The sequence below is a fragment of the Litoreibacter ponti genome (genome assembly GCF_003054285.1).
GTDB lineage: Bacteria > Pseudomonadota > Alphaproteobacteria > Rhodobacterales > Rhodobacteraceae > Litoreibacter > Litoreibacter ponti.
Window position 1 is genome coordinate 2,120,150 of the sequence record NZ_QBKS01000001.1, and the last position, 21,604, is coordinate 2,141,753.

The window sequence follows — 21,604 nt, forward strand, 5'->3', positions numbered from 1 at the left end:
ATTGGAGATCTTTATGCGTGCACTCATTTTTGCCCTGGCCCTCGCGGCCTCTCCCGCCTTTGCCCAATGCGGCGGCAGCTTTTCGAATTTTGTTGCCGGCCTGAAACAAGAAGCTGTCTCGAAGGGTCATGACCGGTCGAGCGTCGAGCGCTTTTTTGCGTCCGTGCGACAGGACCCGAACGTGCTGAAGGCCGACCGCGCGCAGGGTGTCTTCAAGCGTGATTTTATCGATTTCTCGCGCCGGGTGATTTCGCAAAACCGGTTAACGAAGGGGCGCGCAAACGCGACGAGATACGACGCGATTTTTGACCGGGCGGAGCGCGAATTCGGCGTGCCCCGCGGCGTGCTGTTGGCATTTTGGGCGCTTGAGACGGATTACGGCGCGGTGCAGGGCGAGTTCAATACGCTGAACGCGCTGGTGACCCTGAGCCATGATTGCCGCCGACCGGAATTATTCCGACCACAGGTTTTCGCGGCCCTCGAATTATTCGAACGCGGCAATTTTGACCCCGCCCGCACCAAAGGCGCGTGGGCGGGCGAGATCGGAATGGTGCAAATGTTGCCGGAGGACATAATCGAATACGGCACGGACGGGGACGGCGATGGAAAGGTCTCTTTGAAAACATCCGTGCCGGATGCTCTTTTGTCGGGGGCCAAAATGCTGCGGGGTTTGGGGTGGCGTGCGGGCGCGCCGTGGATGCAGGAAGTCGACGTTCCCGCCCAGATGGATTGGTCGAAAACCGGACTTTCGCATAATCTGGCGACCTCTGATTGGGCGGCAATGGGCGTGCGCCCGAAAGCTGGCGGCTGGCAGGGCAATCAGGGCGCGATCCTTTTGCCGATGGGCAGAAAGGGTCCCGCCTTTATCGCCTATCCGAATTTTCGGGTTTATTTCGAGTGGAACCAGAGCTTTGTCTATGTGACGACAGCCGCCTATTTTGCAACCAGACTTTCGGGCGCTCCTGTTTATGACGCCGGAAACCCCGATCCGGGACTGTCGGATGCGCAAATGAAATCGCTGCAAAAGAAACTGTCGACCCGCGGATATGACGTCGGTAAAATCGACGGAATTTTGGGATCGGGCACGCGTGGCGCGGTGCAGGCGGAACAGAAACGGCTGGGCCTGCCAGCCGACGCGTGGCCCACGCGGGAACTTCTTGGTCGCTTATAGACTTGCTTTCAGGCGTTTTTTTTGGCTAATGAGTGCCATTCATCGCCTTTTGAAAGAATTAACATGAGCAAAGTCGACCTGAAGTCTCTGACACTCTCAGAGCTTAAATCGCTGCGAACCCGTGTCGAAGGGGCCATCGCACGCCACGAGAAAAAGAAGAAATCCGAGGCCCTTGCCGCCGTAAAGGCGAAAGCAAAGGAAATGGGTTTCTCTTTGGAAGAACTGGCTGGCGCCAAAAAGGATGCGCCGAAAACGGCCAAGAAATCCAAGCCAAAATCAGTGCCGCGCAAGCCCACGCATCGTCATCCCGATGACGCTAGCAAAACGTGGTCTGGGCGTGGTGCACGGCCGAAATGGCTGAAAGAAGAACTGGCAAGCGGCAAACAGTTGAGCGACTTCGCCGTCTGATCAAAAAACCTTCTGGAAAGGCCGCCTTCGGGCGGCTTTTTTTATGCGACCAGGGCTTCTGCTTTTTTCAGATCGACCGAGACCAATTGCGACACGCCCAATTCCGCCATTGTCACACCGAACAAACGATCCATGCGCGACATCGTGACGGCGTGATGTGTGATGATCAAAAAGCGTGTGTCGGTGCGACGGGTCATTTCGTCAAGCAGGTCACAGAACCGGGTCACGTTCGCGTCGTCCAAAGGCGCGTCGACCTCGTCGAGCACACAAATCGGCGCCGGATTTGCGAGGAATACGGCGAAAATCAAAGCCAAAGCCGTTAGGGTTTGCTCGCCGCCGGACAAAAGCGAAAGGGTCGAGAGTTTTTTTCCGGGCGGTTGGCACATAATTTCAAGACCGGCTTCCAGCGGGTCATCGGATTCGACCATGACCAACTTTGCCTCGCCGCCGCCGAACAGGTGGGTGAACAGCGTCGCGAAGCTGGCGTTCACTTCTTCAAACGCGGTTAACAGGCGCTCGCGTCCTTCCTTGTTCAAAGACGCAATTCCAGTGCGCAGCGCAGCGATGGCAGCCTCCAGATCGGACTTCTCTTGAACCAGCGCGTCGTGCTCGACGGAGACCTCCTTGGCGTCCTCTTCGGCGCGCAGGTTGACCGCGCCGAGCGCGTCGCGCTGGCGCTTCAGGCGGTTCACGTCGTTTTCGACCTGAGCCGCGGGCGGCATGGCGTCGGGGGTCGTGTCGAGCGCTTCCAGCAGCGCTTGCGGGGTCGTTTCCATTTCCTCGGCGATGCGTTCGACCGCGTAGCCGACGGTTTCGCGGGCGGCCTCTGCGCGCGCCTCAGATCGGGCGCGGGCTTCGCGGGCCTCGGACGCTTCGCGCTCGGCGTCGCGTTCGGTTTGCACGCCTTGGCGCAGCGCAGTTTCGGCTTCGGCGAGGTTGTCGGAGGCCACGCGGCGGCGCGCTTCGGCCTCTTCCATCGCACCGGTCAGCTCTGCGCGTTTCGCGGCCAGCTCGCCCGGGGCGGCTTGCGCGGCGTCGAGTTCTACCTCGGAGGACGCCTTACGTTCTTCCAACTCGCCGATGCGTTTCTCGGCGGTCTCAAGGCGGTGTTTCCAGCCGCTGACCTCGGTCGTGATTTCCTGGGCGCGCTTGGTGCGGGCTTCGCCTTCGCGGCGCAGCTCGTCATGGGCGGAGCGTTTGGCGAGCATCGTCATCCGCGCGGCTTCGACGGTCATTTTGACGTCTTCAACCTCGGCCCGGGCGGCATCGAGATCGCCCAGATCGGCGACGCCTTTTTCGGCCTCGCGGCGGCGCTCGCGGGCGGCCATCGCCTCTTCCTCGTAGCGGGTCACGGCGAGTTGCAGGCTTTCGACGCGACCGGCGGCGATGGAGGTCTCACCCTCGGCGCGGGACACGTCGCGGCTGGCTTCGGCCATGGCGCGGTCGGCGGCTTTGCGTGCCTCACGGGCGTCGCGGTCGGCTTGGGTCAGTTCGGCCAGCTCGCGCGTCAGCATCTCGTGGGCTTGGCGCGCGCCATCGGCGCGAGCGGTCGCGCCTTCGAGCGCCTGTTTCAATTCCTCAAGCCGGTTGAGCTGCTGCAGGCGCATTGCGGCGGCAGAGGGTGCGTCCTCTGCACCGGTGCGGAAGCCGTCCCAGCGCCAGACATCGCCGTCGACGGAGACGAGCCGTTGGCCCGGCTTCAAGGCCGATTGCAGCGCGTTGCCTGCGTCGCGATCCACAAGGCCAACCTGCGACATACGGCGGGCGAGCACGTCGGGGATCGTCACGAACGTGGTTAACGCATCGACGCCATCGGGCAGCGGTTGCGGTTGCGCGTAACCCGGCAAGGTGGCCCAACCGGTGATTTCGTCGTCATCGATCTGTGGCGCGCGCAGATCGTCGGCCAAGGCCGCGCCAAGGGCTTTCTCGTAGCCGGGTTTCACCTGCACGACGTCGAGAAGCTGGCCCTTTTCGGACGTGTCGCGGTCGACAAGCCGTGCCAAAGCAGTGGCTTCGGCGCGCAGGGCGTTGGCTTCGCCTTCGGCTTCCGACCGGGCCGCGCGGGCGTCGCTTTCGCGGGTCTGGGCCGTGGCCCGGGCGGCTTCGGCGTCGACAAGCGCGGTATCTGCGGTCTCTGCCTGCGCGGTTGCGGTTGCAAGCGCAGTCTTGGCATTGGTTAACGCCGCTTCGGCTTCCGACCCTTTGGCTTGAGCGTGGACAACGGAAGTGCGGGCCTTCTCGGCCTCGCCTTCGTAGCGGTCGAGCGTCTTGGTCGCGTCTTCCAGCAAGCGGTGGGCGGACTGGTGACGAGCGGCAAGACGGGCGACGTCTTCTGTCTGCTCTGCCAGCTGCGTTTCGCGGTCGGACAGCACATTGGCGGCCTCGCGCGCGGCGGTCGCGGCGGCGTCGAGCTTTTCGACATGGCCTTGGGAGGCCTTCGAGATTTCGCGCGCTTCCCACTCGAGCCGTTCGATCGTCTCTCCCGCGTCGCGGTTCAGAGCGGTTTCGCGGTCGATATCGAGGCCAAGCTGGGCGATGCGCCCGGTCAAGGTCTCGATGGTCTGTTGCGCCTGGCGTTCCTGATCGGCGAGCGTGTCCCACTGAACCTGCAGGCGCTGCAACACGGCGGAGGCGATGGCCTGTTCCTCCCGCAACGGCGGAAGCGCGTCTTCAAGTTCCTGCCGCAGTTTGGCGACCTCGCGCACCTGCGCCTCTGATTGAGCGGCGAGTTTTGTGCGCTCTGTCAGCTCCTGGGCAGCGGCGAGGTTCGCATCTTCGGCTTCTTTCCAGCGGCGATAAAGCAGCATGCCTTCGGAGCGGCGCAGCTCTTCGCCAATCTCGCGGTAGCGCGCCGCCTGGCGGGCCTGCCGGGCAAGCTGGGCCAATTGCGCGGCGAGCTGTTCGATCACGTCATCGACGCGGGCGAGGTTCGTTTCGGCCCCGTTCAGTTTCAACTCCGCCTCGTGGCGGCGCTGATACAGGCCGGAGATACCGGCGGCTTCTTCCAGAATGCGGCGGCGGGCTTTCGGACGGGCGTTAATCAGTTCGGAAATCTGGCCCTGCCGCACAAGTGCGGGCGAATGCGCGCCGGTGGAAGCGTCGGCGAACAGCATCTGCACATCGCGGGCCCGCACATCCTTGCCGTTGGTCTTGTAAGCGGAGCCTGCGTCGCGGGTGATGCGGCGAATAATCTCGAGATTGTCGAGATCGTTGAAACCTGCGGGCGCCAAACGCTCGGAATTGTCGATATGAAGCGAGACTTCCGCGAAGTTGCGCGCGGGGCGCGAGGCGGCACCGGCGAAGATCACGTCTTCCATGCCCGAGCCGCGCATGGACTTCGCGCGGGTCTCGCCCATGACCCAGCGCAGGGCTTCGAGCAGGTTGGATTTGCCGCAACCATTGGGCCCGACCACGCCCGTCAGGCCGTCCGCAATCAGCAGCTCCGTGGGGTCCACGAAGCTTTTGAAGCCGTTCAGTCTGAGTTTGGAGAAGCGCATTGGCGTCCTCGTGCGGGGAATCGGGGCCTTGGTGGGCTATTCTTTGAACCCTGACCCTGCGAGTCAACGCTTAACCCCTGCATATGGCCCCCGAGGGCGGGTTATCCCCAAGATGTTGGGAACGTAGGGTCAAGCAAATGCGCCGCCAACAGGTCGTAGCATGTCGGAATCGACCTTGACCCATAGGCCCCGCAAAGCGCACAGTGACCCTTGCAAGGTTCCCGAGGCGCGCCCAAGCGTGCCGGGGATGAAATGGGAATGTGGAGAAGGTGACCCAAACAGGGGCCTCGATGCCACAGCCGCCCCCGCGACTGTAAGCGGTGAGCGACCTGCCAAGAGCCACTGGAGCGATCCGGGAAGGCGGCAGCAAGCTTCGACCCGCAAGCCAGGAGACCAGCCTCGCGCAGATGAAACCGCCCCCCGTCGGGTGTGACGGGCCAAGGAGACGACAAAATGAAAAACGACGAGATCAAAGTCGAAGCGATTGCGCAAAACGCTGATGCCACCCAAGCCGACGCAGGCCTGATGGGCATCGTGGGCGCGATCATGCTGGGCGCGCTGCTGCTGTTCTCGGCCGGGTTCGCCCAGGCCACGGTGATGCACGAAAGCTCCCACGACATGCGCCACGCGATGGCGTTTCCCTGCCACTAAGCCATGCTCAAACATATCCTGACCAGCGCGGTGTTCGCTGGCATCGCTGCGGGCGTTTTCGCGGCGATCATTAACCTTTGGGCGGTGATCCCGATGGTGATGGAAGGCGAGCTGTATGAAAGCGGCGCGCGGGTGCATTTCGCGTCCGACGGATCACCGCAATCGGACGCGGGCAGCCCCAGCGTGCTGGAAGAGCCATCGCGCCACATCCTGCCCGCCGCGTTCTCGGTCGTGACCTTCACGGGCTACGCGTTCCTGATGATCGCCGGCATGGCCTTGGCCGAGCGCTACGGGCGCTCGCTGAGCTTGCGTCAGGGCCTTATCTGGGGGCTATGCGGCTTCATCACCTTTCAGCTGGCCCCCGCCATGGGAATGCCGCCACAACTGCCCGCAACGCCCGGACCAGAGGTCGGCGCGCGGCAACTTTGGTGGCTGATGACGGTCGTCTGCACGGGCGCGGCTTTGGGTCTGATCGCCTTTGGCCGCAATGCGATCACTGCGCTTGGAGCCATGGCCTTGCTGTTCGTGCCCCATATCTACGGCGCGCCCCGGCTCGACACCTATTTCGGGTTTGCCGCGCCGGAACTTGCCGCCCATTTCGCCGGTGCCTCGCTCGCGGCCACCGCCCTCACCTGGACCGCGCTTGGGGGTGCCTGCGCGTGGTTCTGGCTCAAACTGCAAAGGGACTGACCCCATGCTGCAAAAGATACCCGCCACCGTCGTCACCGGCTTTTTGGGCGCTGGCAAGACCACGCTGATCCGCCACATGCTGGAGAACGCGAAGGGCAAGCGCATCGCGCTGATCATCAACGAGTTCGGCGATCTGGGCGTCGATGGCGACATCCTGAAAGGCTGCGGGGACGAGACCTGCACCGAGGATGACATCATGGAGCTGAGCAATGGCTGCATCTGCTGCACCGTCGCCGACGATTTCGTGCCGACGATGGAAAAGCTGCTGGCCCGCGAAGACAAGCCCGATCACATCGTGATCGAGACCTCCGGTCTGGCCCTGCCCCAACCGCTGGTGCGCGCGTTCAACTGGCCGGAGATTTCGACCAAAGTGACCGTCGATGGCGTCGTGACCGTGGTCGACGGCAAGGCCGTGTCCGAAGGGCGCTTCGCCCATAACGTGGCCGCTGTCGATGCGCAGCGGAAGCTGGACGAGAATCTCGATCATGAGACGCCCTTGTCGGAGCTGTTCGAGGATCAGGTCGCCTGCGCCGACATGATCGTGGTGAACAAATCCGACCTGCTGGGCGAGGCCGAGGCGGAGGCCTTGGTCGGCACGTTGAAGTCCGACAGCCGAGACGGCGTGCAGGTGGTGCGCACCTCGATGGGCCGCCTGCCGGTGGACGTGCTGCTGGGGCAAGGCGTGAGCGCGGAAGCTGATCTGGAGGCCCGCCACGAAGTGCACCACCACCATCACCACGATGACGACCACGAAGATCATCACCATGACCACGAGCATGAACATGGCCATGACGAGTTCGAAAGCTTCGTCGTCACCCGCGGCGAGATCGCTGATCCAAAGGCGTTTGCCGAACAGGTCGCCGATGTGATCCGCAACCACGATATTCTGCGCCTCAAGGGGTTTGCCGCGGTCGAGGCCAAGCCGATGCGCCTGACGCTGCAGGCGGTCGGGCCGCGCGTGGACACCTATTTCGACAAGCCCTTTGGCAGCGATCCGCGCGAGACGCGTCTGGTGGTGATCGGCCAGGCTGGTTTGGACCAAGCGGCCATCGAGGCCGCACTTCAGGCATGATCGTCGAGCGTGGAAACCCCCGTGACCCCCAGGTCACGGCGCTGCTTCAAGCGAGCCACGCCCTGATGGAGAGCCTGTTTCCGCCCGAGGACAACCATTACCTGTCCATCGACGCGCTCTGCGTGCCGGAGGTGCATTTCTTCATCGCGCGCGAGGGCGACACCGTGCTGGGCTGCGGCGCGCTCAAGGATAAGGGCGACTATGGCGAGGTGAAGTCGATGTTCACTGGCGAGGCCGCGCGCGGCAAAGGCGCGGCGTCTGCAATCCTGACTAGGCTGGAAGCCGAGGCGCGGGCGCAGGGCCTGAGCGTCTTGAAGCTTGAGACCGGCAGCCTGCTGCACGCCGCCCACAAGCTCTACGCCAAGCACGGCTTCACCCGTTGTGGCCCGTTCGGCGCCTACCTTGCCAATGAGACGAGCCTGTTTATGGAAAAGCCGCTCTAGGCTTGATCTTCGCTCAAATAGTCCCGCCGGAGGCGTCCCAACATGCACCTTCTTGCTGCCACGCCCGGTCGTATCGACAATGGCCAGGAGCCCGTCGATCTGGGCCAGACACCTGCGGATGTCGTGTTCATCTCCGCCGCCGATACCGAGCTGGCGGCGCTGTCTGCTGCGCGGGGCGAGCTGGCCGACCCGCCGGGGCTACGGCTCGCCAACCTCACGCACCTGATCCACCCCATGTCGGTCGATCTGCATATCGAAGCCTGCGCGACCAAGTCGAAATTGGTCATCGCGCGGGTGTTGGGCGGCACGGGCTACTGGAAATACGGGGCCGAGCAATATGCGGCCCATTGCCATGACGCGGGCGTACCGCTGGCGCTGCTGCCGGGCGATGACAAGCCGGACGCGGAGCTGCGCGGTTTGTCCACGGTCTCGGACGAGGATTACGACACGCTTTGGGCCTATCTGGTCGAAGGCGGGCCGCAAAACGCCGAGAACTTCCTGAGCTATGCGCAGGCGATGCTGAACGGCTTGGACAAGCCGTCGCCCGCCGCGCCGCTCTTGCGCGCGGGCGTCTACTGGCCGGGCGCCGGAGTGTCCGACCTGGCGGCGGCGCAAGAGGCATGGAGCGATTGCGCGCCTGTCGTACCGCTGATATTCTACCGCGCGCTGGTGCAAGGCGCGGGGCTGAACCCGGTCAACCGGCTGGTCAAATCCCTGCTGCGCGCAGGACTGAACCCGCTGCCGATCTTCGTGGCCTCGCTGAAAGACCCGGTCTCCGTCGCCACGCTGGAGACTTTGTTTGCGCAGGCCCCGCCGGATGTGATCCTCAACGCGACCTCGTTTGCCGTCGGCTCGCCGCATCAGGGTGACACCAGCGCGGGCAACCCTTTGGCGGCCCCGATGGCCAACAAGGCCCCGATCTTTCAGGTTGTGTTCTCTTCCTCGAATGAGGCCGCGTGGGCAGACGGGCTGACCGGCCTTTCGGGCCGCGACATTGCGATGAACGTGGCCTTGCCGGAGGTCGATGGCCGCATCCTGTCCCGCGCGGTCAGCTTCAAGGACGAGGCCTACTTTGACGCGGCGACCGAATGCCCGATTGCCACCTACCGCGCCCGCGGCGATCGTATCCAATTCGTGGCCGATCTGGCCGCGGCCTGGGCACGGCTGCGCCGCACGTCTGAGGCCGACCGCCGGGTCGCGCTGATCCTCGCGAATTATCCGAACAAGGATGGCAGGCTGGCTAATGGGGTCGGCCTCGACACGCCGGAGGCGACGGCCCACGTGCTGCAGCTTTTGCGCGATGACAGCTATGCCGTTGAGGGCGCACCTGAGAATAGCAAGGCGTTGATGGACCGGATCATGGCGGGGCCCACGAATTGGCTGACCGACCGGGCCGAGCGCGAGGGGGGCGAGGCGCTTTCGCTCGACGCGTATCGCGCGGAATACGGCAAGCTACCTTATGAGCTTCGCCAGCAGATCGAGGACCGTTGGGGCGCGCCGGAGGCGGATCCGTTCTTCGACGGCGCGGCGTTCAAACTGAGCGTGCATCGCTTCGGAAATGCGGTTGTCGGGCTACAACCTGCGCGCGGCTACAATATCGATCCGACGGACACGTACCACTCGCCCGACTTGGTTCCGCCGCACAACTATCTGGCGTTCTACTTCTGGCTGCGGTTCGAATTCGGCGCCCATGCGCTGGTGCATATGGGCAAGCATGGCAATCTGGAATGGCTGCCCGGCAAGGCGCTGGCGCTGTCCGACGAATGCTGGCCAGAGGCGGTGTTGGGCCCGGTGCCGCATGTCTACCCGTTCATCGTCAACGACCCGGGCGAAGGCACGCAGGCCAAGCGCCGCGCGCAGGCGGTGATCATCGACCACCTGACCCCGCCGATGACCCGCGCCGAGACCTATGGGCCGCTGAAGGACCTCGAAGCCTTGGTGGATGAATATTACGAAGCCGCCGGGGTCGATCCGCGACGGATCGCGCATCTGCGCCGCGAAATTCTGTCAATGACATCGGCCACCGGCCTGTCGGAGGATGTCGGGTTTTCGGGTGATGAGGACGGCGATCTGGCAAAGCTCGACGCCTATCTGTGCGAGTTGAAGGAGGCGCAGATCCGCGACGGGCTTCATATCTTCGGGCGCGCGCCCGAGGGGGATCAAGCGCGTGATTTGATCATAGCCCTGACGCGGGTGCCACGCGGCGGCGGGACGGGCGCGGATGAGTCGCTGATCCGGGCCTTGGCCGACGATCTGGAGCTGGGATTTGACCCGCTTTCGGCTGATATGGCGGAGCCATGGGACGGCCTGAGGCCGGAAGTTCTGGGCGGCGGCGCGTGGCGAAGCACCGGCGATACGGTCGAGCGTCTGGAGGATTTGGCGATCCGGATCGTCGATGGCGCACCTGCCGTTGGACCAGCCTCGAACGCGGTGATGGAGCATATCCGCGCCCATGTGCAACCGACGGTCGCGGCCTGCGGAGTGGAAGAGGGGACGGGGCTTCTCAGCGCCCTCCGGGGGCACTTCGTCGCCCCGGCACCTTCAGGCGCCCCGACGCGGGGCCGCCTGGATGTGCTGCCCACAGGGCGCAACTTCTTCTCGGTCGACAGCCGGGCGGTGCCCACACCAACCGCATGGGCGCTTGGCTGGAAATCGGCCAATCTGCTGATCGAAAAACATCTGCAGACCCATGGCGACTGGCCCCGCGCGCTTTTGTTGAACGCCTGGGGGACGGCGAACATGCGCACGGGCGGCGATGACATCGCGCAAGCGCTGGCGCTGATGGGCTGCAAGCCGACCTGGGATGCCGCGAACCGGCGCGTGACCGGGTTCGAGGTCTTGCCCTTGGGCGTGCTGGGCCGACCGCGTGTGGACGTCACGCTGCGGGTCTCGGGATTTTTCCGCGACGCCTTCCCGCAGCTGATCGATCTGGTCGACAGCGCCGCTCGGGCGGTTCAGGCCTGCGACGAGCCCGCGTCCGAGAACCCGGCGCGGGCCAATGGCGGGGCGCACCGGGTCTATGGCTCGAAGCCCGGGGCCTACGGGGCGGGGCTGCAGGCGATGATCGACGAGCGGCTCTGGGCGGACACGGCTGATTTGGCCGAGGCCTATCTGCAATGGGGGAGCTACGCCTATGGCAAGGACAGCGCGGGCGCGCTGGACCGCGACGGGTTCGAGGCGCGGTTGGGACAGGCGGAGGCGGTGGTGCAAAACCAAGACAACCGCGAGCATGACCTGCTCGACAGCGATGACTACTACCAGTTCGAAGGCGGCGCGGCGGCGGCGATCCAGACCCTGCAGGGCCGGGCGCAGCCGGTCTATCACAACGATCATTCCCGTCCGGAGCGTCCTGTGATCCGCACTCTGGAAGACGAGATCGGCCGGGTTGTGCGGTCCCGTGTGGTGAACCCGAAATGGATCGAGGGCGTGAAGCGCCACGGCTACAAGGGCGCGTTCGAAATGGCCGCGTCGCTGGATTACCTGTTCGCCTTCGCCGCGACGACCGGGGCCGTGCGCGACCACCATTTCGATCTGGTGCATCAGGCGTTTCTGGAGGACGAGGACACGCGCGAGTTCATCGAGGACCACAACCCGGCGGCCTTGCGGGAGATGGCGCAACGGCTTGACGAAGCAATCGAGAGAGGGCTTTGGCGACCAAAGAGCAACTCGGCCCGCGCCTTGATTGACCGGCTTCTGGCCTGATGGCTCAACACAAGAGGTCGGCCTGCACCAGCGCCACATCACCGCGCACGGAGCTGCGCACGACATGACATCCCGTTACCTGTTCCATCGCGGTGGCCCCTGCCGCGAAAACCTGCCGCGCCTTGGGCGCCCAAAGCGTGTTGGTGCGATAGGCTTCGGCCCGAGAACCCTTGAAATTCACTTCGAACACATAGTCGCCAACGGTGACACGCTCGCTCTGCCCGCCGATGACGCCCATGCTGGGCGCGCCACAGGCCACGAGGATCAAGAGGTTGAGATAGGGCAAGAACCGCGCCACGGGCGTCTCCGAGAATCTGGTGTGGAGGCAAGATAGAAACGCGCCCTTAAGAAAGAGTTACGCGCTTTGCACTTGCATCCGGGGCCACGCTCCAACACCCTAGGCCGACCACTCTGACCCAGGAGATCCCATGCCGACCGACACCCCAGACGAGCTTGCCCGCCACGCCAGCAAGATGGCCAAGAAGAAGGCCGCGCGGGACAAGATCATGGCCACCAAGACCGACAAGAAGGGGCTGATCATCGTGCATACCGGCAAGGGCAAGGGCAAGAGCTCTGCCGCGTTCGGGATGATCTTCCGCTGCATCGCCCATGACATGAAATGCGCAGTGGTGCAGTTCATCAAGGGCGGTATGAGCACCGGGGAGCGGGACCTGATTTTGGGCAAGTTTTCCGACACTTGCGCGTTTCACACCATGGGCGAAGGCTTCACCTGGGAGACGCAGGACAAGTCCCGCGACATCGAGATGGCGCAAGCCGCATGGGCCAAGGCCAAGGAGCTGATCCGCGACCCGTCTCACCACATGGTGCTGCTCGACGAGATCAACATCGCGATGCGCTACGACTACATCGACGTCAACGAGGTCGTGGCCTTTCTGGCGTCGGAAAAGCCCGAGATGACCCATGTCGTGCTGACCGGGCGCAACGCCAAGGACGAGCTGATCGAGGCTGCGGATCTTGTGACCGAAATGGAGCTGGTGAAGCATCCGTTCCGCTCAGGGATCAAGGCCCAGATCGGCGTCGAATACTAACGCGCCATTAAGGTTAACGCGCCGCGCCCTCGCCTTGAGCGCGGGTCTGGGAGAGGGTCATGCCGGTGGACAGGACCTCGTCGTCGAGCTGCAGCTCGATGACAGACAACACGCCTGCCTCGGACGATTCTTTGAACGCATTTGCGAAGTCTTCGGTCCGGGTCACTGTCGCACCGAACCCGCCATAGGCCCGGGCAAGCGCCGCGAAATCGGGGTTTGCGATCTGGGTTCCGCTGACCCGGCCCGGGTAGGTCTTTTCCTGATGCATGCGGATCGTGCCGTATTTGCCGTTGTTCACCACGACCACGATCACCGCCGCGCCGTGCTGAATGGCGGTCGACATCTCATTGCAGGTCATCTGGAAACACCCGTCGCCGGCAAGGCAGACCACCGCCCGGTCGGGATGCGCCAGTTTGGCCGCGATCGACGCAGGAAAACCGTAACCCATGGAGCCGGAGGTGGGTGCGAGCTGGGTCTTGTAGCCGCGGAACCGGAAGTAGCGGTGCAGGAATGCTGCGTAGTTGCCCGCGCCATTGGTCACGATGGCATCATCGGGCAGATGGGCGGACAGCCACGGGATGACCTGCTCCATCTGGACTGAACCGGGCGTCGCCTGTGGCTGCTGCCACGCCTCAAAAGCCACGCGGGCCTCTGACCGCCACGTCGAAGGCTGGGACAACGCCGGTGCGTTCTGCGCCAGAAGCTCGACCATCTCCGCGGCGTCGGAGGTGTAGGCGAAGTCAGGCTGATAGACATGACCGGGCGCGTCGGGGCTGGGATGGACATGGATCAGGGTTTTTCCGTGCCGCGCGACGTCTACCAGCGAATATCCGTTCGTCGCGATGTCGCCCAGCCGGGCGCCGAGAACCAGCAGCAGGTCGGCCTCACGCAGCCGCTGGGCCAATGCGGGGTTCATGCCCACGCCAAGATCGCCGACATAGCAGGGGTGGTTGTTGTTCATGTGGTCCTGCCGCCGGAACGGCACCGCAACAGGCAGATCGAAGCCTGCGGCGAAGTTCTCCAGATCGGCGGCGGCGGCGGCAGACCAGATTGAGCCGCCCGCGATCACGAGGGGCCGTTCCGCCCGCTCGATCCGCGCGATGATGTCCAACGCATCCGCGTCGCGGGCCCGCCCGCGCGAGACGACGACCGGGGCGCGATCCGGCACGTCCGCCACCGAAGACAGCATGTCCTCCGGCAAGGCCAGCACCACGGGACCGGGGCGACCAGACTGCGCCAACTGGAAGGCCCGGACGATATATTCCGGCAGCCGCTCGGTCTGGTCGACCTCCGCCACCCATTTCACGAGGCCACCGAAGAGCTGGCGGTAATCAACCTCCTGGAACGCCTCGCGGTCGCGGTGATCGCGCGCGATCTGGCCCACGAACAGCACAAGCGGCGTGCTGTCCTGCATCGCCACATGCAGGCCCGACGACGCATTTGTGGCACCAGGACCGCGGGTCACGAAGGCCACGCCGGGCTTGCCCGTGAGCTTGCCGTGGGCCTCGGCCATCATGGACGCGCCGCCTTCCTGACGGCAGACCACGTTCTGGATGCCGCTCTCATACAGCCCGTCGAGCGCCGCAAGGAAACTCTCGCCCGGCACGGAAAAAACGCGATCCACACCCTGGATCTTCAGCTGGTCGCTGAGAATTTTGCCGCCATGCCGTGGTGCCATGAGCCCCTCCCTGTTTCTGGGCGTAGTCTTTGGGCACGCGGGCTCTATGTGCAACCAAAACCAACCAACCGAAGGACAGACACCCCATGAACCTGCTCGGCATTTCCGGCTCGCTGCGCCAAGACAGCTTCAACCGCAAGCTCATCCGCGAGGCGGCGCGCATTGGCGGGGCCTCTGAGTTTACCGAAGGCTCGGTGCGGTTCCCGCTCTACGATGGCGACCTTGAAGAGCAAAGCGGCATCCCCGCAGAGGTGCAGACCCTCGCCGATCAGATCGCGGCCGCCGATGCCGTGGTGATCTCCACCCCCGAGTATAGCAAGGGCATCTCCGGGGTTCTGAAGAACGCGCTCGACTGGGTAAGCCGGACCGAGGGCAACCCGTGGGACGGCAAGCCCGTCGCGATCATGTCCGCCACCGCCGGGCGCGCAGGCGGCGAACGCGCGCAATTCGACCTGCGCCTGCGGATGATGGCCTTCCGCCCGCGCATTCTGCAAGGCCCAGAGGTCCTGGTGGGCGGGGCACAAAACGAGTTCGGCGAGGACGGCCGCCTGACCGGCGAGAGCTACGTCAAGTTCATGACCGGGCTGATGGACGCGCTGAAGACAGAGGTCACGCGAGGCTCTTGAGCAGCAGCGCGCCCGCAGCGCAGCCAGCAAGGGCCAAGGCAATCGGCCTTATGCTTTGGCGGGCGACGCGCCGCGCCAACGGCTGGCTCGCGGCCAGTCCCAAGGGAACCGCTGGCGATATGGCCACCGCAAGCGCGAGGTGATGCATCGCGACAAGCCCTTGCAGCCAAAGGGCCAGCAGGCTGACGGCCATGCCGAAAAAAAAGAAGACATTTTGAGTGGCGGCCGCGCGGCGCTGCTCGACATGCTGGTAGAGAAGCGCCATGGGCGGCGCGCCGATCGCGGTAAGCGTGCCCATGATCCCGGCCGCGGTGCCCGCCAGCATCAGCGAGCCGGGCGAGATGCGCACGCGCAGGCCCACCAGCGACAGGACAATCGCCACCAGCACGACACAAGCTACGACCGCGCCAAACAGGTCCGCCCGATCCGCCAGCCGCGCCGCGAGGGCCGCCGCGATGAAGGCACCCAGGGCCCGCCCGAGAAATCCGGGGCCAAGATCACGCCGCACCACGGCCGACAGGTCAAACGCCGCAGAGCTCAGGCCCACGGCGACGCCCACCAGAAGCAAGGCCGTGGGCAGATAGCCCGGCGCCACCAGCGCCACGACCGGGGCCGCGATCATGCCGAAGCCCTGCCCGGTCAGGCGCTGGACCACCGTGCCGATGAAGGCCGCGCAGCCGCAGATGACGAGCGTCATGCCGTCTGGGATGAGCGCCAGCACAGGCTAGCCGGTCGGCATCTGAACTGAGATTTCGATGAGATTGCCGTCCGGGTCCCGGATATAGACGGATTGCAGCGGGCCCTGCGCGCCGCTGCGGGTGACCGGGCCGTCCTCGAGCTCGATCCCGTGGGTGTCGAGGTGCAGAACCCACTCCTCCAGGCTGGAGCGCGTCAGAAAACACAGATCCGCCGTCCCCGGCGCGGGCGCGCGGGCATGGGGTTCGAACTCGCCACCCTGGGGATGCAGATTGATCTTCATCGCGCCGAATTTCAGCGCGGTCCGGGTCGAGCCATCGGCAGGGTGAAAGGTTTCGACCTCCATGCCCAGAACATCGCCGTAGAAGGCGCAGGTCGCGCCCATGTCGGCCACGGTAAGCACGAAGTGATCGAGGCTGTCGAGCCGGGGTTGCATGGGAGCGCTTGCCTTTCGCTGTCGCGCGCGAGCATGCTTGCACCATGACCCAAGATCAAGAGTTTCATACGTCCCATGACATACTCGACCCGGCCCGGATCGCGGCGCTGGCGGCGACCCTGTCCCTGCCCGACGCCACGCCCCGCCCGTTCTGGCACCAGATCTATTTCTGGGACGCCCAATCGCCAAAATCGCTTGGACGGGACGGCCATCCAGCCACCGGCGGGCTGATCCCCGACCTGGGGCTGCCGCGACGCATGTGGGCGGGCGGGCGGCTGCGGTTCCACGCAACCCCGACCCTCGGCACGCAGGCGACCAAGACCACGACGCTGCTTCGGGCGGATCGCAAGACCGGGCGCACCGGCCCGTTGGGGCTGGTGACCCTGCGCCATGAGGTGTCTCAAGATGGGCAGCTGTTGGTGAGCGAAGAGCAGGACCTGATCTACCGCGCGGCCGACGCCCCCAAGGGCACGCCCCCGCCCGCCCCCGACGACCAAACGACGCGCAAGACGCATATCTTCACCCCGACAGAGCTCTTCCGCTACTCCGCTCTGACCTTCAACGGTCACCGCATCCATTACGACCGTGACTATGCGACAGGTGTCGAGGGCTATGGCGGGCTGGTGGTCCACGGCCCGCTTCTGGCGCAGTACGTGATGCTGATGGCCGAAGATTTGCTCGGCGCAGTGCGACGGTTCGACTTTCGCGCCACCGCCCCCCTGATGGATGGCGAAGAGGCTACGTTTTGCGCGAGACCCGAGGGTGACGGGCTGACACTCTGGGCGCGCGCCGCCGATGGCCGACAATGTCTCACCGCGACCGCGGCATGATCCACGGCTTCGTTTTGGCAAAAATACTCAGAAGGCGACGCGGTCTAAAGGCAGCGCTCCGCCCGGAAAGGCTCGGGGATGCGGTCGACGCCGTCCAGCACCAGATCGGCCATCACCTCGCCCACCTTGGGCGCGACGCCGAAGCCGATCTTGAACCCGCCATTGGCGACATAGGCACCCTGCTCGAACGGGTGTGGCCCCAGCATCGGCGCGCGGGACCGGGCGCGCGGTCGCACCCCGGCCCACCGCCCGATGACGGGGGCGGTTGCAAGACGCGGGACATGGGCCACCGCCCGCGCGCGCAGCTCATCCACCTGGCCGTCGGTTGACGCGGGCGCCTCGAAATAGCGCTCCGACGTTGATCCGATTGCGACCGTCCCGTCCGCATGGGGCACGATATGCAATCCGTCCGCATAGATCTGCGGCAGGTCGCGCGCGTCATGATCCAACAGCAACGCCTGCCCTTTGACGCCGTTTCCGACTTGGCGCGAATGCTTGGCCGTCATCGCGTCCAGCCCTTCGTAGCCGGTGCAGTCGATCACGACCCCGCCCGCCGCGCTGTCCAAGAACACCACCCCCTTGCGGCGCAGGGCCTGTGCCAGGGACAGACAGGCCTGCCGGGGATGCAGGCGGGCTGACAGCGTGTCAAAGATCACGCGGCCCGTGGGAGACACCGGCATCCACGCGCCCTCGGCCGCCTCGACGCGCCACTGCGCCGCTGCACCCCAGAGCGCGGTCGCGCTGGCCGCGCGGCGCTCTGCCAGGGCCAGCCCCGCGTCGTCGAGCACCGGCTGCACCCGCCCGAGGCGTCCGTAGCCCGACGACAGGCCGGAGACCGCATCGACCTCGGCCCAGAACCCTTCGGCCGCGAGCAGGCTTTCCAGCTGGAACTGCTTCTTCTCGTTCCACTGTTCTGGCGTGTGCGGGGCCAGCGCGCCGACGATCCCGCCGGACGCGCCAGCCGCCACGCCGCGCGGATCGACCACGCAGACCCGCGCGCCGCGCGTCACGCAGGCCCAGGCGACCGACAGGCCGAAGATGCCCGCCCCGCGCACGCAAATATCCGCTTTGAATTCCGCCATGGACAAGCCAACCTCGTTTTGCGCATCCTCGCGCCTGAGACAGCTAGAGCATTCCCCCATGACCGACCAGACGGCGCAGCTAGAATGGCGCGATCAGACGCCGATCGCCACGCGCTTCGATGATCCGTATTTCTCGCTGGCGGGCGGGCTGGAGGAGACCCGTCATGTCTTCTTGCATGGCAATGGCCTGCCCGGGCGCTTCCGCGACGGCTTCCGGATTGCGGAGCTGGGCTTCGGCACGGGCCTGTCGATGCTGACCGCGCTGCAGGCGATGCCCGAGGGCCGACTGCATTTCACCAGTTTTGAGGCCTACCCGATGGCGCGGGCCGATATGGAGCAGGCGCTGCGCGCCTTTGCGGAGCTCGACCCCAGCCCCCTGCTCGACCATTGGCCCGCGACGCAGATCCGCACGGACAGGCTGCACGCCGACATCATCCTGGGCGATGCGCGACAGACCCTGCCGCAATGGCAGGGGCGCGCGGATGCGTGGTTTCTCGACGGCTTCTCGCCCGCCAAGAACCCGGAGCTGTGGGACGACGCCCTTTTGCATGAGGTCGCCCGGCACACCGCGCCGAAAGGCACATTCGCGACCTATACTGCCGCGGGCCACGTCCGGCGCGCGCTGGCAAAGGCCGGGTTCGAGGTGCAGCGCATCGCGGGTTTCGGGAGCAAGCGGCACATGTCGGTGGGGCGGCTGGCATGACCGGCAACGACACCCGCCGGGGCATCATGCTGATGTCGCTGACAATGCTGATCTTTGCCAGCCAGGACGGCATCTCGCGCTACCTGGCGGATCAGTACAACGTCATCCTTGTCGTGATGATCCGGTACTGGTTCTTCGCCGCCTTCGTGCTGACGATCTCGGCCCGGCGGGCGGGCTCAATCCGGCAGGCGGCCGCCACCGAACAGCCGGTGCTGCAGATCTTTCGCGGGCTGCTTCTGGCCGCCGAGGTCTGCGTGATGGTGCTGGCCTTCACCCTTTTGGGCCTGATCGAAAGCATGGCGATCTTCGCCGCGTACCCGCTGATCGTGGCCGCCCTGTCGGGCCCGCTTCTGGGCGAGACGGTGGGGCGCTTCCGCTGGCTGGCCATCGGCGTGGGCTTGATCGGCGTGCTGATCATCCTCAAGCCCGGCTTCGGGGTCTTCTCGCCCTACGCGCTGATCGCGGTGCTGTCGGCGGCGATGTTTGCGCTCTATTCGCTGCTCACACGCTATGCGGCGCGGCGCGACAGTGCGGCCACCAGCTTTTTCTGGACCGGAATCGCGGGGGCCGTTGGCATGACGGTGACCGGCATCTGGTTCTGGGAGCCGATGACCCCCACCGACTACCTGTGGATGCTCGCGCTGTGTATCACCGGCGCGTTGGGGCATTACCTGCTGATCAAGACCTACGAGACCGCAGAGGCTTCTGCCGTGCAGCCGTTTGCCTATTTGCAGCTGGTCTTCGTGTCGATCATCGGCATGACCGTGTTCGGCGAGACGCTGGCGGTCAACGTGATGATCGGCGCGGCGCTGGTGATTGCTGCGGGCATCTTCACCGCCCTGCGCGAGCGCCGCTTGGCGCGGGCATAAAAAAGGGGGCCGCTTATCGCAGCCCCCGGCACTCGTTACTATGGGGAACTCAGTTGCGCACGGCGTCCCAGACACCGCCCACCCCGTCGCCGGTCACGTCGCCCTTGGCCTGATCGCCCGCCCAGAAGTAAAGTGGCTGGCCGTTGAGCGTCCATTGGCGGGTGCCGTCCTTGCGGGCCACGATGCCCAGCGCGCCATCCGCCTTGGCGGACGCCCCGGCCACGAACGGCGGCCATGCTTCGGCGCAGTCGCCGTAGCAGTTCGACTGGTTCTTTGCGTCCTTGCGGAACGTGTACAGCGTCATGCCGGTCTTGGCCGCGACAAGAACCTTGCCGATATCGGAGTTCACGGCGCCCAGAACGGCGGCGGAGGCCGGAGCGGCGAGCAAGGCAGCGGCGGTCAGGGCAATGGTCAGGGTGCGTTTCATGTCTCTCAATTCCTTTTGGTCAACGTTTGCTTTTGGTTCAGGTCGAGCGAGGTTCAGGCTCTCTCTGCTGACCACTACGCCCCGGACCCCGGGCTTATTCCCGCGCTGGCGAAAAAAGATGAAATTTTTTGCAGCCCTCGGGCGTAGACCCCATGACAGGCGCAATAAGGAGTGAAAATGCTTGCCGTAATCCCAGCCGGGCCGCATTGCATCGAAGGGCTGCGCGTTGCACAAATGAGCCGTGCAGCGCGACCTGTCTGCATACGCGATCACGGGGGCGATGTGTCCACAGCCATGAAGAACGACCTGATTGCGTTGCTGCCGCGGCTGCGGCGCTTCGCGGCATCGCTGACCCGCTCGGCGGTGGAGGCCGACGATCTGGTGCAGGAAGCCTGCCTGCGCGCCCTCGCGCGCGCCGACCAGTGGGATCCAACCCAGCCGCTGGACCGCTGGATGTTCCGCATCACCCGCAACCTGTGGATCAGCGAGATGCGCAAGCGCAAGGTGCGCATGGGCGAGGGCCAGGTGCCCGCCGAAGAAAGCCCCGAACTGGTGTCGATCGTCACGGGCGAGCACGCGATGGAGGCGCGGCAGCTGCGCGCGCAGCTGGCCGCCCTGCCCGAGGATTTGTCGGCAATCCTGCTGGCCGTCAGCGTCGAAGGCTATAGCTATGCCGAAGCCGCGGAGCTGTTCGATATACCCCTGGGCACCGTGATGAGCCGCGTCCATCGCGCCCGTAAGGCATTGGCCAAGCAAATCGCCACCCCTGCAGGAGAGAGCCTGTGAGCTTTGACGAGACAAAACTGAGCGCTTTTCTCGACGGCGAACTGCCCGACGCCGAGGCGCGCGAGATCGAGGCCGCGCTCGAGACTGATCCCGCCCTTCAGGCCCAGTTGCAGGCACTGATGGAGGCCGACGCGGTCGCGCAGGGCGCCTTTGCGGAGATGCTCACCGATCCGGTGCCCGCAGCGCTGGCGCAAGCGATCCATGACGCGCCGGTGGGCGCGGTCGCCAACACACCTGCGCCGCCGTCCGGGCGCGCGTGGCTGGTCGCGGCGTCCGTCGTCCTGGCCCTGGGGCTGGGCGGCGTCAGCGGCTTCATGGCGGGCTACAATCAGGGCACGAGCCGCGGCGTGGAGCTTGCCGCCGCCGCGCCCCCGGCATGGCTGGCCGATATCGCCGATTACCACCGCGTCTACGCGGGCCAGACCCGCCATCTGGTCGAGGTCGGCGCGGACGAGGCCGATCATATCGAAACCTGGCTCTCCAAAACCGTCGGCGCGCCGGTGCGCATCGCCGATCTCCGCAGCCATGGGCTGACATTCGAAGGCGGCCGCCTTCTGGTCGCCGCGGGCAAGCCGGTGGCACAGCTGATGTACACGGACGCGCAAGGCGGTGTCGTGGCCTTGTGCCTTTTGCAAAGCGACAGCCCGGCGGATGGCTTCACCACGCGCCAGATCGGCGATTTCGAGATGGTGAGCTGGGGTGGCGATACCGCCAATTTCGTCGTGGTCGGGGATGCGGGCCGGGCAGATCTGGAAGCGATCGCTCAAACCGCCGCAATCGACGTCTGA

21 protein-coding genes and 1 riboswitch are annotated in these 21,604 nt (G+C 65.2%); of the genes, 14 read left to right on the top strand and 7 right to left on the bottom strand.

Annotation, left to right across the window (positions count from 1 at the left end; all coding sequences use genetic code 11):
- Window positions 1–13 precede the first annotated feature (13 nt).
- Together C8N43_RS10810 and C8N43_RS10815 are read left to right on the top strand one after the other, a co-directional pair.
- A complete protein-coding gene (locus tag C8N43_RS10810) occupies window positions 14–1,171 on the top strand; it encodes a lytic murein transglycosylase (RefSeq protein ID WP_107845606.1) in 1,158 nt (385 codons plus the stop codon).
- 63 nt (window positions 1,172–1,234) lie between these two features.
- On the top strand, window positions 1,235–1,579 hold the full coding sequence (locus C8N43_RS10815) for an H-NS histone family protein (RefSeq protein WP_107845607.1): 345 nt from the start codon (window positions 1,235–1,237) through the stop codon (window positions 1,577–1,579).
- 41 nt (window positions 1,580–1,620) lie between these two features.
- On the opposite strand, the gene smc is transcribed toward C8N43_RS10815, so the two are convergent.
- The gene (gene smc, locus C8N43_RS10820; RefSeq protein WP_107845608.1) at window positions 1,621–5,076 is read right to left on the bottom strand and encodes a chromosome segregation protein SMC; all 3,456 of its coding nucleotides are present in this window, start codon (window positions 5,074–5,076) and stop codon (window positions 1,621–1,623) included.
- 198 nt (window positions 5,077–5,274) lie between these two features.
- Window positions 5,275–5,492, top strand: a riboswitch (cobalamin riboswitch).
- Between the two features lie 37 nt (window positions 5,493–5,529).
- Here smc and C8N43_RS10825 point away from each other — a divergent pair.
- From C8N43_RS10825 to cobN, 5 genes are read left to right on the top strand one after another with little or no spacing between them, the layout of a single operon-like run.
- Window positions 5,530–5,727: a CbtB domain-containing protein gene (locus C8N43_RS10825; protein ID WP_107845609.1), complete on the top strand. Its 198-nt coding sequence runs from the start codon at window positions 5,530–5,532 to the stop codon at window positions 5,725–5,727.
- A gap of 3 nt (window positions 5,728–5,730) precedes the next feature.
- Window positions 5,731–6,417, top strand: coding sequence for a CbtA family protein (locus C8N43_RS10830; RefSeq protein WP_107845610.1), 687 nt, complete (start codon window positions 5,731–5,733; stop codon window positions 6,415–6,417).
- A 4-nt stretch (window positions 6,418–6,421) separates the two neighbouring features.
- Window positions 6,422–7,489 (top strand): cobalamin biosynthesis protein CobW, encoded by a 1,068-nt coding sequence (gene cobW / locus C8N43_RS10835; RefSeq protein ID WP_107845611.1) that lies wholly within the window; start codon window positions 6,422–6,424, stop codon window positions 7,487–7,489.
- Window positions 7,486–7,932 (top strand): GNAT family N-acetyltransferase, encoded by a 447-nt coding sequence (locus C8N43_RS10840; protein ID WP_107845612.1) that lies wholly within the window; start codon window positions 7,486–7,488, stop codon window positions 7,930–7,932. Before cobW ends, C8N43_RS10840 begins: the two co-directional genes overlap by 4 nt.
- A gap of 42 nt (window positions 7,933–7,974) precedes the next feature.
- Window positions 7,975–11,634, top strand: a complete 3,660-nt coding sequence (cobN, locus tag C8N43_RS10845) for a cobaltochelatase subunit CobN (protein WP_107845613.1) — start codon at window positions 7,975–7,977, stop codon at window positions 11,632–11,634.
- Between the two features lie 4 nt (window positions 11,635–11,638).
- On the opposite strand, the gene C8N43_RS10850 is transcribed toward cobN, so the two are convergent.
- Complete coding sequence (locus tag C8N43_RS10850) at window positions 11,639–11,932, bottom strand: hypothetical protein (protein ID WP_107845614.1); 294 nt, start codon at window positions 11,930–11,932, stop codon at window positions 11,639–11,641.
- Between the two features lie 130 nt (window positions 11,933–12,062).
- On the opposite strand from C8N43_RS10850, the gene cobO reads away from it, so the two are divergent.
- A complete protein-coding gene (cobO, locus tag C8N43_RS10855) occupies window positions 12,063–12,683 on the top strand; it encodes a cob(I)yrinic acid a,c-diamide adenosyltransferase (RefSeq protein ID WP_107845615.1) in 621 nt (206 codons plus the stop codon).
- 13 nt (window positions 12,684–12,696) lie between these two features.
- Here the strand turns inward: cobO and C8N43_RS10860 are convergent, their stop codons facing one another.
- Window positions 12,697–14,361 carry a thiamine pyrophosphate-binding protein gene (locus C8N43_RS10860; protein ID WP_107845616.1) on the bottom strand — a complete coding sequence of 555 codons (1,665 nt, stop codon included), beginning with the start codon at window positions 14,359–14,361 and terminating at the stop codon, window positions 12,697–12,699.
- An 86-nt stretch (window positions 14,362–14,447) separates the two neighbouring features.
- On the opposite strand from C8N43_RS10860, the gene C8N43_RS10865 reads away from it, so the two are divergent.
- Window positions 14,448–14,987 carry an NADPH-dependent FMN reductase gene (locus tag C8N43_RS10865; RefSeq protein ID WP_107845617.1) on the top strand — a complete coding sequence of 180 codons (540 nt, stop codon included), beginning with the start codon at window positions 14,448–14,450 and terminating at the stop codon, window positions 14,985–14,987.
- Here C8N43_RS10865 and C8N43_RS10870 read toward each other — a convergent pair.
- Window positions 14,971–15,684, bottom strand: a complete 714-nt coding sequence (locus C8N43_RS10870) for a TSUP family transporter (RefSeq protein WP_158269966.1) — start codon at window positions 15,682–15,684, stop codon at window positions 14,971–14,973. The two genes, C8N43_RS10865 and C8N43_RS10870, sit on opposite strands and share 17 nt — an antisense overlap.
- Window positions 15,685–15,711: 27 nt before the next feature.
- The gene (locus tag C8N43_RS10875; protein WP_107845619.1) at window positions 15,712–16,119 is read right to left on the bottom strand and encodes a VOC family protein; all 408 of its coding nucleotides are present in this window, start codon (window positions 16,117–16,119) and stop codon (window positions 15,712–15,714) included.
- A gap of 44 nt (window positions 16,120–16,163) precedes the next feature.
- On the opposite strand from C8N43_RS10875, the gene C8N43_RS10880 reads away from it, so the two are divergent.
- Complete coding sequence (locus C8N43_RS10880) at window positions 16,164–16,949, top strand: HTD2 family dehydratase (RefSeq protein ID WP_107846329.1); 786 nt, start codon at window positions 16,164–16,166, stop codon at window positions 16,947–16,949.
- Between the two features lie 44 nt (window positions 16,950–16,993).
- Here C8N43_RS10880 and C8N43_RS10885 read toward each other — a convergent pair whose 3' ends face one another.
- Window positions 16,994–18,031, bottom strand: a complete 1,038-nt coding sequence (locus tag C8N43_RS10885) for an NAD(P)/FAD-dependent oxidoreductase (RefSeq protein ID WP_107845620.1) — start codon at window positions 18,029–18,031, stop codon at window positions 16,994–16,996.
- A gap of 58 nt (window positions 18,032–18,089) precedes the next feature.
- On the opposite strand from C8N43_RS10885, the gene mnmC2 reads away from it, so the two are divergent.
- Both mnmC2 and C8N43_RS10895 read left to right on the top strand, forming a co-directional pair.
- The gene (gene mnmC2, locus C8N43_RS10890) at window positions 18,090–18,734 is read left to right on the top strand and encodes a tRNA (5-methylaminomethyl-2-thiouridine)(34)-methyltransferase MnmC2 (protein WP_146174204.1); all 645 of its coding nucleotides are present in this window, start codon (window positions 18,090–18,092) and stop codon (window positions 18,732–18,734) included.
- Window positions 18,731–19,603: a DMT family transporter gene (locus C8N43_RS10895; RefSeq protein ID WP_107845621.1), complete on the top strand. Its 873-nt coding sequence runs from the start codon at window positions 18,731–18,733 to the stop codon at window positions 19,601–19,603. The genes mnmC2 and C8N43_RS10895 overlap by 4 nt, the downstream gene beginning before the upstream one ends.
- Before the next feature lie 49 nt (window positions 19,604–19,652).
- Here the strand turns inward: C8N43_RS10895 and C8N43_RS10900 are convergent, their stop codons facing one another.
- Window positions 19,653–20,030 (bottom strand): COG4315 family predicted lipoprotein, encoded by a 378-nt coding sequence (locus tag C8N43_RS10900; RefSeq protein ID WP_107845622.1) that lies wholly within the window; start codon window positions 20,028–20,030, stop codon window positions 19,653–19,655.
- Between the two features lie 294 nt (window positions 20,031–20,324).
- Here C8N43_RS10900 and C8N43_RS10905 point away from each other — a divergent pair, with 294 nt between their 5' ends.
- Window positions 20,325–20,816 (top strand): RNA polymerase sigma factor, encoded by a 492-nt coding sequence (locus C8N43_RS10905; protein ID WP_107846331.1) that lies wholly within the window; start codon window positions 20,325–20,327, stop codon window positions 20,814–20,816.
- Window positions 20,813–21,604: an anti-sigma factor family protein gene (locus tag C8N43_RS10910; protein ID WP_107845623.1), complete on the top strand. Its 792-nt coding sequence runs from the start codon at window positions 20,813–20,815 to the stop codon at window positions 21,602–21,604. Before C8N43_RS10905 ends, C8N43_RS10910 begins: the two co-directional genes overlap by 4 nt.

Coding starts and splice junctions, on each gene's coding strand:
- C8N43_RS10880 (WP_107846329.1), top strand. CDS start 16,164: ATGACCCAAGATCAAGAGTTTCATACGTCCCATGACATACTCGACCCG.
- C8N43_RS10865 (WP_107845617.1), top strand. CDS start 14,448: ATGAACCTGCTCGGCATTTCCGGCTCGCTGCGCCAAGACAGCTTCAAC.
- C8N43_RS10870 (WP_158269966.1), bottom strand. CDS start 15,684: ATGACGCTCGTCATCTGCGGCTGCGCGGCCTTCATCGGCACGGTGGTC.
- C8N43_RS10860 (WP_107845616.1), bottom strand. CDS start 14,361: ATGGCACCACGGCATGGCGGCAAAATTCTCAGCGACCAGCTGAAGATC.
- C8N43_RS10895 (WP_107845621.1), top strand. CDS start 18,731: ATGACCGGCAACGACACCCGCCGGGGCATCATGCTGATGTCGCTGACA.
- C8N43_RS10900 (WP_107845622.1), bottom strand. CDS start 20,030: ATGAAACGCACCCTGACCATTGCCCTGACCGCCGCTGCCTTGCTCGCC.
- C8N43_RS10830 (WP_107845610.1), top strand. CDS start 5,731: ATGCTCAAACATATCCTGACCAGCGCGGTGTTCGCTGGCATCGCTGCG.
- mnmC2 (WP_146174204.1), top strand. CDS start 18,090: ATGACCGACCAGACGGCGCAGCTAGAATGGCGCGATCAGACGCCGATC.
- C8N43_RS10840 (WP_107845612.1), top strand. CDS start 7,486: ATGATCGTCGAGCGTGGAAACCCCCGTGACCCCCAGGTCACGGCGCTG.
- C8N43_RS10875 (WP_107845619.1), bottom strand. CDS start 16,119: ATGCAACCCCGGCTCGACAGCCTCGATCACTTCGTGCTTACCGTGGCC.
- smc (WP_107845608.1), bottom strand. CDS start 5,076: ATGCGCTTCTCCAAACTCAGACTGAACGGCTTCAAAAGCTTCGTGGAC.
- C8N43_RS10905 (WP_107846331.1), top strand. CDS start 20,325: ATGAAGAACGACCTGATTGCGTTGCTGCCGCGGCTGCGGCGCTTCGCG.
- C8N43_RS10885 (WP_107845620.1), bottom strand. CDS start 18,031: ATGGCGGAATTCAAAGCGGATATTTGCGTGCGCGGGGCGGGCATCTTC.
- cobN (WP_107845613.1), top strand. CDS start 7,975: ATGCACCTTCTTGCTGCCACGCCCGGTCGTATCGACAATGGCCAGGAG.
- cobO (WP_107845615.1), top strand. CDS start 12,063: ATGCCGACCGACACCCCAGACGAGCTTGCCCGCCACGCCAGCAAGATG.
- cobW (WP_107845611.1), top strand. CDS start 6,422: ATGCTGCAAAAGATACCCGCCACCGTCGTCACCGGCTTTTTGGGCGCT.
- C8N43_RS10810 (WP_107845606.1), top strand. CDS start 14: ATGCGTGCACTCATTTTTGCCCTGGCCCTCGCGGCCTCTCCCGCCTTT.
- C8N43_RS10825 (WP_107845609.1), top strand. CDS start 5,530: ATGAAAAACGACGAGATCAAAGTCGAAGCGATTGCGCAAAACGCTGAT.
- C8N43_RS10815 (WP_107845607.1), top strand. CDS start 1,235: ATGAGCAAAGTCGACCTGAAGTCTCTGACACTCTCAGAGCTTAAATCG.